The 12,501-nt window shown below is 35.5% G+C and carries 11 protein-coding genes and 2 other annotated features; of the genes, 10 read left to right on the forward strand and 1 reads right to left on the reverse strand.

Annotated elements, in window-relative coordinates:
• Window positions 1-11 precede the first annotated feature (11 nt).
• The 6 genes from RSB60_RS00185 to RSB60_RS00210 all read left to right on the forward strand — a co-directional run bounded on the left by RSB60_RS00185 (window position 12) and on the right by RSB60_RS00210 (window position 5,756).
• Window positions 12-1,256, forward strand: a complete 1,245-nt coding sequence (locus tag RSB60_RS00185) for a PTS sugar transporter subunit IIC (protein WP_323381360.1) — start codon at window positions 12-14, stop codon at window positions 1,254-1,256.
• A gap of 3 nt (window positions 1,257-1,259) precedes the next feature.
• On the forward strand, window positions 1,260-1,595 hold the full coding sequence (locus RSB60_RS00190) for a PTS lactose/cellobiose transporter subunit IIA (protein ID WP_323381359.1): 336 nt from the start codon (window positions 1,260-1,262) through the stop codon (window positions 1,593-1,595).
• Window position 1,596: 1 nt separating this feature from the next.
• Window positions 1,597-3,018 carry a glycoside hydrolase family 1 protein gene (locus tag RSB60_RS00195; RefSeq protein WP_332613755.1) on the forward strand — a complete coding sequence of 474 codons (1,422 nt, stop codon included), beginning with the start codon at window positions 1,597-1,599 and terminating at the stop codon, window positions 3,016-3,018.
• A 172-nt stretch (window positions 3,019-3,190) separates the two neighbouring features.
• Window positions 3,191-3,405 (forward strand) — a binding site (T-box leader).
• Between the two features lie 147 nt (window positions 3,406-3,552).
• Window positions 3,553-4,362: a transporter substrate-binding domain-containing protein gene (locus tag RSB60_RS00200; RefSeq protein WP_332613758.1), complete on the forward strand. Its 810-nt coding sequence runs from the start codon at window positions 3,553-3,555 to the stop codon at window positions 4,360-4,362.
• A gap of 1 nt (window position 4,363) precedes the next feature.
• On the forward strand, window positions 4,364-5,041 hold the full coding sequence (locus tag RSB60_RS00205; protein WP_323381356.1) for an amino acid ABC transporter permease: 678 nt from the start codon (window positions 4,364-4,366) through the stop codon (window positions 5,039-5,041).
• Window positions 5,034-5,756 (forward strand): amino acid ABC transporter ATP-binding protein, encoded by a 723-nt coding sequence (locus RSB60_RS00210; RefSeq protein WP_332613760.1) that lies wholly within the window; start codon window positions 5,034-5,036, stop codon window positions 5,754-5,756. Before RSB60_RS00205 ends, RSB60_RS00210 begins: the two co-directional genes overlap by 8 nt.
• Window positions 5,757-5,807: 51 nt before the next feature.
• On the opposite strand, the gene RSB60_RS00215 is transcribed toward RSB60_RS00210, so the two are convergent.
• Window positions 5,808-6,194, reverse strand: coding sequence for a PepSY domain-containing protein (locus RSB60_RS00215; RefSeq protein WP_332613762.1), 387 nt, complete (start codon window positions 6,192-6,194; stop codon window positions 5,808-5,810).
• Window positions 6,195-6,425: 231 nt separating this feature from the next.
• Window positions 6,426-6,561 (forward strand) — a sequence feature (ribosomal protein L10 leader region).
• A gap of 33 nt (window positions 6,562-6,594) precedes the next feature.
• Here RSB60_RS00215 and rplJ point away from each other — a divergent pair.
• The 4 genes from rplJ to rpoB all read left to right on the forward strand — a co-directional run bounded on the left by rplJ (window position 6,595) and on the right by rpoB (window position 12,500).
• Entirely contained in the window at window positions 6,595-7,218 is a 624-nt protein-coding gene (gene rplJ / locus RSB60_RS00220) for a 50S ribosomal protein L10 (RefSeq protein WP_323381353.1), read from the forward strand.
• Between the two features lie 21 nt (window positions 7,219-7,239).
• Entirely contained in the window at window positions 7,240-7,608 is a 369-nt protein-coding gene (gene rplL / locus RSB60_RS00225; protein WP_323381352.1) for a 50S ribosomal protein L7/L12, read from the forward strand.
• 54 nt (window positions 7,609-7,662) lie between these two features.
• On the forward strand, window positions 7,663-8,259 hold the full coding sequence (locus RSB60_RS00230) for a class I SAM-dependent methyltransferase (protein ID WP_323381351.1): 597 nt from the start codon (window positions 7,663-7,665) through the stop codon (window positions 8,257-8,259).
• A 110-nt stretch (window positions 8,260-8,369) separates the two neighbouring features.
• A complete protein-coding gene (gene rpoB, locus RSB60_RS00235) occupies window positions 8,370-12,500 on the forward strand; it encodes a DNA-directed RNA polymerase subunit beta (RefSeq protein WP_332613765.1) in 4,131 nt (1,376 codons plus the stop codon).
• Window position 12,501: the final 1 nt, after the last annotated feature.

Below are 12,501 nucleotides of genomic sequence, written 5' to 3' on the forward strand. Positions count from 1 at the left end.
AGGGGAAAAATATGAAAAAAATAATGGACTGGATGACAAACAAATTTGCACCAGTAATGAATAAGTTAGCACGTAACCCATGGATTGCATCAGTGCAAGAAGCAATCTTAACAGCGATGCCAGTTATCTTAATTGGATCATTCGCAACCGTATTTAATATTTTAAGAGATTTTATTCCAAGTATGCCGGATTTATCAATGGTGAGTCAATTCTCATTTGGACTACTCTCATTGTTCTTAGCGTACTTAGTGCCAGAAAAAATAATGGAAAAGAAGAAACATAAAAAGACTGCAAAACAAGCGGGACTTGCGGGAATTGCATTATTCCTAATGGTATGCTCACCAGTTTTTGATGAAGCTGGGAATATTGTGATTCAAGCTTGGCAATTAGGCAATGGGGGCATGATTGCAGCGCTAGTTTCAGGAGTTTTTGTTGGAGCGGTAATGAATCAGTTCGCAAAACACTCATTCTTTAAAGAAGATTCTGCAATGCCAGATTTTATAACTGTTTGGTTTGATACATTAATTCCAATCACGTTAATAATTGTTGTGGGATGGATATTGGTATTCCAAATGCAAGTAAATATGTTTGATATGATTACAAGTTTATTTTCACCATTAATGAGTATCGGACAATCTTTCTGGGGATTTGTACTTTTGAATTTTATTGGCTATGCTTTCTTATATACATTTGGTATCTCTACTTGGGTTATTTATCCAATTACATCAGCTATTTGTATGCAAGGGTTGGCAGCTAATCAAGCAGCAGTTGCAGCAGGACTTGCACCTGTAATGATACACACAAGTGAAGCAACAAATTTATTCTTATTAGGTGGTGGCGGTTGTACACTGGCTTTAGGCATTATGTTATTAATCGCTAAATCAAAACGTTTAAGAGTAATGGGAAAGGCAAGTATTGTCCCTTCGCTCTGTAATATTAATGAACCGTTAGTGTTTGGAGCGCCAATCGCATTTAATCCAATTCTCATGGTTCCAATGTGGATTATTGGATTAGTAGGTCCAATGCTTACATACTGGGTATTACAATTTGGACTCGTTCCAATTCCTGCACAAACATTTGGATTCTGGTACTTACCATTCCCATTTGTTGCGTATGGTGTTACCCAAAGTATTGCCGGCGTTATTTTCTCACTAGCAATGTTTGCGTTATCTTGGGTTATTTACTATCCGTTTTTCAAAGTATATGATAAACAATGTGTAGAGGAAGAAGCAAAAAAAGAAAAGATAGGTGGTTAAAGAATGGCTAATATTACAAATGAGGAGTTAAATAATGCAGCGATGCAAATTATACTGCATGCTGGGAATTGTCGAAATTTATTAAATGAAGCGCTGTTGCTTTTAGAAGATGAAGAAAATAATGAGTTGGTTGATAGTAAAATGAAAGAAGCAAAAAAAGAAATAACTGAGGCGCACAAAGTACAAACAAACATGATACAGGCTACGATAGAGGATGATCAATTGAATTCAACCTTATTATTTAGTCATGCACAAGATACTTTGATGACAATTTACTCCGAGTTAAATATTGCTGGGCATATCATCCGTTTATTTAAAAAGATGAATGAGAGGAAATAAAATGGAATCTAAAATAACAGGGTTTCCAAAAGACTTTTTATGGGGTGGTGCGATTGCAGCAAACCAAGCAGAAGGTGCATGGAATGTTGATGGAAAAGGACCGTCTATGGCGGATATTGAAATCTTACCTGAGCAATATTCAAGAACTTCTGTTGTTGGATTTAAGCATACAAAAGAAGAAATAGAAAATGCATTGAAGGATGATAAAGGATTTTATCCAAGAAGAAGTGCAATAGATTTCTATCACACATATAAAGAAGATTTAAAACTAATGGCAGAGATGGGATTCAAGTGTTTTAGAACATCGTTTAATTGGGGGCGAATATTTCCTACTGGGGAAGAAACAGAACCAAATGAAGCTGGTTTAAAATTCTATGATGACATGATTGATACGATGATTGAATTGGGAATAGAGCCAATAATGACGGTTAGTCATTATGAAATGCCAATTCATTTAGTTACAAAATATAATGGGTTCTTAAGTAAAAAAGTAGAAGATGCGTTTGTAAAACTTTGTGAGACATTATTTAAACGATACTCGGGCAAAGTAAAGTATTGGATTTTGATAAATCAAATTAATTCTTTGGGTGGTTGGGGAGAATTTTCATCATTAGGTTTACTGGAAGGTTATACTAAAAGTGATGTTTATCAAGCAACCCATCATCAATTTGTAGCGTGTGCAAGAGCTACAAAGATTGCACATGAAATAAACAAAGAGATGAAAATAGGAATGATGTTAGGTGATGATACTCGCTATCCAGCAACATGTAAAGCGGAAGATGTTTTTAAAACAACACAAACAAATCAAATGTCACAATATTTCTATTCAGATGTTTTATTACGTGGAGAGTATCCAGGATATGCAATCCGTTATTTTAATGATAATGGTATAACTATAGAAATATCAGAAGAAGAGAAAAAACTCCTTAAGGAAAACACAGCCGATTATCTTTCATTTTCATACTATTTTACACGCACTTGTAGTAACGATGAAGATGCACCAATAGATAATCCGTATTTAGAAAAATCAATTTGGGGATGGGCAATTGATCCACTAGGATTTAGAAATTCATTAAATCAATATTGGGATCGATACCAAGTGCCAATGTTTATTGCCGAAAATGGTTTAGGCGCACTTGATGAAGTTGTGGATGGAAAAATACATGATGATTATCGTATTGCCTACCTTGAAGGAAATGTAAAAGCAATGAAAGAAGCGATAAAAGATGGTGTTCAAGTCTTTGGGTATGCTTCATGGGGTCCAATTGATATTATTAGTTGTTCACAAGGTGAAATGAGTAAACGATATGGATATATTTATGTCGATATTGATGATCGTGGAAAAGGAACAGCAAAACGTCTTAAAAAAGATAGTTTCTATTGGTATAAAAAAGTAATCGAAACCAATGGTGATAATCTCTAAATAAATGAGATGGATAGTAGAAAATATCCATCTTTTTTAATGGAAATCAGTATTGATAACATAAACAAAAGCATCATTATAAGGACAGAGTATTTATAATGTAAGAATTTGCAATGAATTGTAAAGTTTTACATTTTATTCTTGACTTTTAGTTTGAATCATCATAAACTAAGTTACATCGAAGAGAAAGAGTAGTACTTTGTTGGAAACTTTAGTAGAGAGCCCAGTTAGGTGAAAGTGGGAATGAGGAAGACAAACGAAACGAGCTTTTGAGATTCATCGTATGTTAGTAAGATGGATGTGAGCCTGCATTAAAGGAAAGCGATCTAGTTTTTTAATGACGACTAGATAATCAGAGTGGTACCGCGGAAATTTTTCGTCTCTATATGTTTAATATAGAGGCGTTTTTTATTTATTAGGGTTTGGAGGATAGAAGAATGATTTTAAGAAAAATGCGGTGGGATGAACGACGATGTAGTTCAACCATCATGATGTAAAGAAAATAAAATAAGAAAATAAATGAGGAGAAAGAAAATGAAAAAATTAGGATTAATATGTTTAGCGATGTTCCTTTTAGTGGGATGTTCAAGTAAACCAGCAACACCAACTGCATCAACAGATCCAAGTGCTACTCCAGTAACAACAGATGAAGCTGCATGGGATTCAACATTGATTCAAGACAATATAATTTCGATTGGAGTGTCACCAGATTATCCGCCATATGAATCACTAGATACAACAAATAAAATCGTTGGGTTTGATGTAGATTTCATGAATTTGATTTTAGAAACAATCAACAAAGATGGTGGCAACTATTCAATTGAATGGGTACAAATGGATTTCTCTACAATTATCTCAGCTATCCAAATGGAACAAGTTGATTTAGGGGTATCAGGATTCACATATGATTCAGAACGTGATGTATTATTTTCTACACCTTATACAGAAAGTGCTGCAGTTGTTGTAGTAAATCCCAATAGTGATATTAAAACACTTGAAGATTTAAATGGTAAAGTACTTGCGGCTCAACTAGGTTCAACAGGTGAAGTTGCGGCTAAGAATGTTGAAGGTGCTGAAGTGAATAGTATTGCGAATGTAAATATTATGATGGAATCATTGAAAAATAATGCTTATGATGCGGTAATCATTGATAAACCGGTTGCGGAAAACTATGTTAAGAATGCAGGGTTTGTGATGTTAGAAGAACCAATTCAAGATGATGATACATACATTATTGCGAAAACAGGGAATACAGTTTTAATGGATAAGATTAACAGTGTAATTGAAGAAGTTAAACAATCAGATGCTTATAAAGCTCTATTAGAAAAGTGGGAACTAAACTAGAATGAATATTCAAGACATGCTTACAATTGAGAATGTTGGATATTTATTAAATGGGGCGAAGATGTCTTTGTTCATTGCGTTACTTTCATTCACATTTGGAACAATGCTAGGTGTAGTGGGTGCGGCGATGAAGATATCCAAAAATAAACTCTTACAATGGATTGCGAAAATCTATGTTGATTTCATTCGTGGAACACCGATGCTACTTCAAATTTTATTCTTATATCTAGGATTCCCACTTATCTATAAAGCGATTACAGGTAGCTTTATACGTGTTAATCCATACTTTGTTGGAATCATTGCGATTAGTATCAATAGTGGTGCATATACAACTGAATTAATTCGTGGAGGAATTCAATCTATCGATAAAGGACAATGGGAAGCGTGTCAAACTTTAGGGTTACCTTATGGGTTAACGATGCGTAAGATTATCTTGCCACAGGCTTTTAAAAATATATTACCACCACTTGTTTCAGAGTTTATTGTATTGATTAAGGATTCATGTTTAATTTCGTGTATTGGAGCTGTAGAGCTTTTGCAAAGTGCACAAATATTAGGAGCACGTTATTACAATTATGTTGTTTTCCTAGTTGCAGCTTCGATAATCTATTTGGTGATGACGAGCTTTGTATCCTTCTTGGCGAATCGATTAGAAAAGAGGTTAGCAGCTCATGATTAAGGCGACGAATTTAGTTAAATCATTTGGCAAACTCCATGCGTTAAATGGGGTGTCTGTTGAAATAAAAAAAGGTGAGATTGTTTGTTTGATTGGACCTAGCGGAAGTGGGAAAAGTACGCTGCTAAGAGCAATCAAGGGACTTGAACAGATTGACTCAGGTGAAATATTTATTGATGGAGAGAAGTTTGATAAAAAGAATGTTGCGCAACAAAATAAAACAGGATTTGTTTTCCAACATTTCAATCTATTCCCACATTTATCGGTGCTTGATAACTTAACCTTGGCACCTATTGAGATATTAAAGATGTCGAAAGAACAGGCGGTTATTTTGGCGAAAGATTTACTCGTAAAAGTAGGTCTTGAAGATAAGGTGAATGCCTTTCCTAATCAATTATCTGGTGGTCAAAAACAACGGGTAGCCATTGCGCGTTCATTAGCGATGAATCCTGAATTTATGTTGTTTGATGAACCGACATCAGCCCTTGATCCGGAGATGGTTTGTGAAGTTTTAAAAGTAATGCAAGATTTAGCCGAACAAGGAATGAGTATGATAGTTGTAACTCATGAAATGGGCTTTGCGAAGAAACTTGCGTCACGTATCTTATTCTTGGAAGAAGGAAAGATTGTGGAAGAAGGAACACCGAAAGAATTTTTCGAAAATCCAAAAACAGATCGGGCAAAAGAATTTCTTGAAAAGATTACATATTTGCAATAAAAAAACTGTGCGGATGAAGAATTTACTTCAAAGCACAGTTTTCTTTAGTTATTAATCATCAATCTTCCAGCTAATTATATCACCAGTATTCGCATCGATTTTGACATCGTATTGATTATTGTTTAAATAGATTTCAACATCATAAACAATTTGGTTTTTCTCATCATCCAGTTCGTATTTCGTAATAATTGCATTGGGTTCTTTTTCAAGGACAATTTTGCTAACATCATCAGTAGTTAAAGAGACTGCATAATCTAAGCCGTTTAAATCAACGGTAGCGCTAGTTGTTCCATCATATGGTGTAGCAGCACTAGTGGCATCGGAACTTGGAGAAGGATTTTTAGTTGGAATTGTCGTATTTGCGGGAGGGGTGTTTATCTTAGATGTACAACCAGCAAGTAACAAAACTGACGAAAAGAATATCAATAATTTTTTCATACTATATCCTCCTTTCTACTTAGATTTTAGAAGAGAATTAAAGTTGAATCAACTAATGCGCTTTTTATTTTTGGTGGGGATGCACAGATAGCTTGGGGCGAAATGATTTACCTAATATAATAGATATGCGCAAAATGAGGAAGCGATGTTAGCGGCAATTCATATATAATCCTATAAAAATATAAGAAAAGGCCGAATTTAATTGACAACTAAGCACTTTATAAGTATAATTACAACGTTATCAATATACCATAGACAGCAACGGCCAAGCGCTTAATCAAGTTGCCGAGGTAGAAAGATTCTTACTTATATAAAGTATACTTTCAAACCCATGCTGTCTTTACACATGGGTTTTATTTATATATGCGTATATTGGGACGTTAAAGATGGAGGTGTCGCAATGAGACAAACGGTATTAGAAGCTAAACAAGCCGTAGTTGCTGAAATTCAAGACAAACTTAAGAGTTCTGCTTCTACAGTTGTGGTTGAGTATCGTGGGTTAAGTGTTGCAGAAGTCACTGAATTAAGACGTGAATTACGTAAAGAGAATGTAGAATTCAAAATTTACAAAAACTCAATGTCTACTCGTGCAGCAGAAGCTGAAGGGTTCAATGATCTTGTACAACATTTAACAGGGCCAAATGCTATCGCATTCAGTAGTGAAGATGCAGTTGCGCCAAGCCGTGTTTTAGCTAAATTTGCTAAAAAACACGAAGCATTAGTTCTTAAGAGCGGAATCGTTGAAGGAAATGTAGTAGACGTTAATGTACTTAAAGAACTATCAGTCTTACCTAACAGAGAAGGAATGCTTTCAATGTTATTAAGCTGCTTACAATCACCAGTTCGTTCATTTGCTTGCGTAGTTAAAGCTGTCGCAGATGCAAAAGAAGCAAACGGTGGTGTAGCACCTGTAGTTGAAACTACAAATGAAGAAACAGTTGAAGCTGCGGCTACAACTGTAGAAACAGCTGAAACACCAGTTGTTGAAGAAGCTGCTGCTCAAACTGAAGCAGCTGCAGAATAGTCCATAAGGAGGAATAATAAAATGGCAAAATTATCACATGAAGATATCCTAGCTTACTTAGAAGGAGCTACAATTCTTGAACTAAATGATTTAGTAAAAGCAATCGAAGAAAAATTCGGAGTTACTGCTGCTGCTCCTGTTGCTGTTGCTGCAGTTGCAGAAACAGCTGACGCTGCACCTACTTCAGTATCTGTAGTACTTGAAGCTGCTGGAGATAGCAAAGTTGGAGTTATTAAAGTAGTTCGTGAAATCACTGGTTTAGGCTTAGTTGATGCTAAGAAATTAGTTGATGGAGCACCAAGCGCAATCAAAGAAAATATTTCTGTTGATGAAGCTGAAGAAATCAAAAAGAAACTTATGGAAGCTGGAGCTACAGTAGTAATTAAATAGTTCCATTCTTAAGTTATCATTGGTTAATAACCGCCTAAAGAAAGGATGCGAACTATGAGTCATTACTTTACTGATAATCGCAATCTAGAAGAAAACCGGAAAGAAATTCCTTTCCGGTTTTTGGGCGTTTATTATACCTTTATCACAGACAACGGTGTATTCAGTAAATCCGAAGTGGACTTTGGTACTTGGGTTTTGCTGAAGACAATTTGTAAAGAAAACCTAGGGACAAGGATGCTTGATCTAGGCTGTGGTTACGGTGTGGTTGGAGTTGTATGTAAAAAGCAATTTCCAGAACTTGATATTTTAAGTGTGGACGTTAATCCTAGGGCAGTTGAACTAGCAAAATTGAATGCGGAAAAGAATCAAGTTCAAATCAATGTGGATGAATCAGACTGTTATTCAAATGTGACAGGCACATTCACAAGTATCGTAACAAATCCCCCAATTAGAGCAGGGAAACAAGTAATCTATAAAATGTTTGAAGAAGCATTTGATTTTCTTGATGTAAATGGTGTTTTGTGGATAGTCATTCGCAAACAACAAGGAGCACCAAGTGCAAAGAAAAAGATTGAAGAAATCTTTGGAAACTGCGAAATTGTGGAAAAAGAAAAAGGGTATTACATTTTGAAAGCCATCAAAAACAATTGACAGATTGACAAAATGATGGTAGTATAGTAAATTGCAAAAAAGTCTAAATTGAAAATAGGGTTAATGCGCCCTTTTAGACGTTATGAAGGTGCATTGAAAGGATGGCGTACATGGAAAAAAAGCAAACTTACCGTATTTTAGAACTAGGTAAAAAGGCAAGTCGTCGCGATTATTCAAAAGTTAGTGGTGAGTTAAATTTACCAGACTTAGTTGAGATTCAAACGGCTTCATTTGACTGGTTCAAACGTGAAGGAATCAAGGAAGTATTTGATGATATTTATCCTATTTCTAACTATGGAGGAAATATACAACTCCGTTTTGTTGGGTATGAATTTGGAGAACCTAAGTATTCTCTTAATGAATGCAAATATCGTGAAACAAACTACGCAGCCCCTTTAAAAGGAAAAATGGAATTGGAAATGGTGGACCCAGAAACTGGGGAAGTTCTTACTAAGAATGAAGAAGTATTCTTAGGTGAATTCCCACTTATGACTGATACAGGAACATTCATTATTAATGGTGCTGAACGTGTAATCGTATCTCAAATCGTTCGTTCTCCAGGAGCATATTTCGATATCGTTTCTGAAGACAAAACAGGACGTGACACATATCAATGTGAATTAATCCCAAGTCGTGGTACTTGGTTAGAGTTTATGTCAGACAGTAAAAAAGTGGCTCTTGGAAGAATCATCAATATGTCTGTTGACCGTAAACGTAAAATTCTATCAACCATCCTATTTAAAGCAGTGGGGTTATCTTTAGATCTTCAAAGTGGTGAAGATGCATTTGATACGGCTGAAATTAAAAAATTCTTGAAAGCATTAGGTCTAGAAGTTTTTGATGATGTAATTGTCGATGGAGAACCTAGAGAATTTTTAAATCTTTATATGTTACTTTATACTTCAATTTTTGGTAACTATGAAGAAATTAAGAATACCCTTGCTGCTGATAAAATTAAAACTACGCATGAATCATTATTAAATATTTATGAAAATCAACGTTCTGATGAAGTTCCAACATTAGATGGATCTATCACTCTCATGAATGCGAAGTTCTTTGATCATCGCCGTTATGATTTAACCAAAGCTGGACGTTATAAACTAAATAAGAAATTAAGTATTCTTGATCGTATGGAATCAGCAATTCTTAAAGAAGATATAATTAGTGCTACAGGTGAAGTTTTATATAAAAAAGGCACATTTATCACAAAAACTGAAAGAAATGCATTGAAAGAAGAAATTGCGAAAGGTATTCACATGAAAGCAGTTCCTTTCAACCATAAATTCTCTCATCCAGATATAGAAACAGTTCCTTCAAGTTGGACTACTTCTTTAGTTGGTCGTATTCTTGCGACTGATTTAGAAGGTAAAAAAGTTAACCTTGAAAGAGGTACTGTATTAACAGCAACAGATATTAAAGAAATTGCGAAAGAATTTACAGATATTAGCATTTATACAGGTATAATTGCACAACCTGTAAAACTTACTAAAGACAATGTAAATAGTGTACTTAACTATGGACAACGTTTCTTTGTAATTGGACGTTTAACAGAAAACGATCAAGACCTTGAAGGTAGTGAAGGTTTAATGATTGAACGTTATATTGCAGATGAAGCTGTTTATCCACTTTCTACTGAAAATAGTGAAGTTGTATGTGCTATGGCAAAAGATAAGCATGAAATCACTGCGTGGTTAGTTGGTTCGGCTGTTCAAACCATTCAAGTTGCTCCAATGAGTGATCCTGATCATTCAGTAAAAGTAATGGGCACAGATCCACTAAACAACAAAAAGACAATCACAATTTCAGATATGATGGCATTCTATAGCTATCAATTAAATATGTTAGATAGTATTGGTTCAGTAGATGATATTGACCAATTAGGAAATCGTCGTATCCGTACGGTGGGTGAATTAATTCAAAACCAATTCCGTATTGGATTATCTCGTATGGAAAGAGTTGTTAAGGAAAGAATGTCAATCGCAGAGATTTCTGGATTAACACCAAAACAACTTACAAATATTCGTCCATTAACTGCAGCGATTAAAGAGTTCTTCTCAAGTTCTCAATTATCACAATTCATGGACCAACAAAATCCTCTTGCAGAACTTACAAATAAACGTCGTATTTCTGCGTTAGGCCCAGGTGGATTAACACGTGAACGTGCCGGTTTTGAAGTACGTGACGTTCATAACTCTCACTATGGTCGTATTTGTCCAATTGAAACACCAGAAGGACCAAATATCGGTTTGATTTCAAACTTAACAACATATGCTCGTATTAATGAATATGGATTCATCCAAACTCCTTACCGTCTTGTTAAAGAAGGTGGAATTGTTACTGATGAAGTAGTTTATTTATCAGCTGATGAAGAAAATGACTATATTATTGCTCAAGCCAATGAAGTTGTTGATGGAACACTTCATGGTGATCAAATCGTTGCTCGTAAAGCGGGAGAAACTGTCATGGTTGATATCGAAGATATCGAATTAGCCGACGTTTCGCCAAAACAAATCGTATCAGTGGCTACTGCATGTATTCCGTTCTTGGAAAATGATGATGCTTCTCGTGCTCTAATGGGTGCAAACATGCAACGTCAAGCAGTACCTCTATTAAATCCTCATTCACCATATGTAGGTACAGGTATCGAACACCGTATCGCAGCTGACTCAGGTTCTGCATGCGTATCAACAGGTGATGGTATCGTTACATATTGTGATGCACAAAAAATCGTTGTAAGTGAAAAAGATGGTGAGAAAGTTTATGAACTTCAAAAATTCCGTCGTTCAAATGCAGGTACATGTATTAACCAACGCCCAATCGTAAGAACAGGTGAAACAGTTAATCGTGGAGATATCTTAGCAGATGGTCCATCTATGCAAGATGGTGAATTAGCACTTGGACAAAACGTTACTATCGCATTCATGACATGGCATGGTTACAACTATGAAGATGCAATCATTATGTCTGAAAGAATGGTTAAAGATGATGTTTATACATCAATTCATATTGAAGAATATGACATTGAATGTCGTGAAACAAAACTTGGACCTGAAGAAATTACACGCGATATTCCTAACGTATCTGAAAATGCATGCCGTCATTTAAATGAACGTGGTATTGTTATGGTAGGTGCGGAAGTTAAAGAAGGCGATATCCTTGTAGGTAAAGTTACGCCTAAAGGACAAAGCGAAGTATCACCAGAAGAAAAATTATTATTAGCAATCTTCGGAGAAAAATCTCGTGAAGTTCGTGATAACTCATTAAAAGTTCCTCATGGTGGGGCAGGTATTGTACATTCAGTACGTGTATTCAAACGTAGTGAAGGTCATGAACTACCTCCAGGAGTTAATGAAGTAGTTAAAATTTATATCGTTCAAAAACGTAAAATCTCTGAAGGAGATAAGATGGCAGGACGTCATGGTAACAAAGGGGTTATCTCTAAAATCCTTCCTGCTGAAGATATGCCATACTTACCAGATGGTACTCCAGTTGATATCATGTTGAATCCATTCGGGGTTCCTTCACGTATGAATATTGGACAAGTATTAGAAATTCACTTAGGATTTGCAGCTAAAAAATTAGGTGTTAAATTCGCAACACCAGTATTTGATGGTATTAGTAATGAAGAACTAAAATCAATTATGGAAGAAGCTGAATGCACATCAGATGGTAAACAAGTTCTATACGATGGAAGAACTGGTGACTCATACGATGAACGTATCTCTGTTGGGGTAATGTATATGATTAAACTTGCCCACATGGTTGACGATAAGTTACATGCTCGTGCTACTGGACCATATAGTTTAGTTACACAACAACCATTAGGTGGTAAAGCACAAAATGGTGGACAAAGATTTGGAGAAATGGAAGTTTGGGCACTTGAAGCTTATGGTGCTGCGCATACATTACAAGAAATCTTAACGGTTAAGTCAGATGATATTAATGGTCGTACTAAAACATATGAATCAATTATTAATGGTAGGGAACTTCCAGAACCTGGTATTCCTGAATCATTCCGTGTATTAAAACATGAGTTCCAAGCTTTAGCAATTGACGTTAGAATGTTAGACGAAAATGGCTCTGAAGTAGATATTAAGAAAATGGAACAAGAAGAAATAGATGAGTCTGTTGGAATCGAAAATATGGTAGCTGATACTGAGGGATTAACAATCAAAGATGGTATCGAAGAGGAAATCCCAGAAGCTGCTGAAGTCGGTTTTGATATGGACGAATTGGACTAGG

It is taken from the genome of Anaerorhabdus sp. (genome assembly GCF_036657415.1).
GTDB lineage: Bacteria > Bacillota_I > Bacilli_A > Erysipelotrichales > Erysipelotrichaceae > Anaerorhabdus.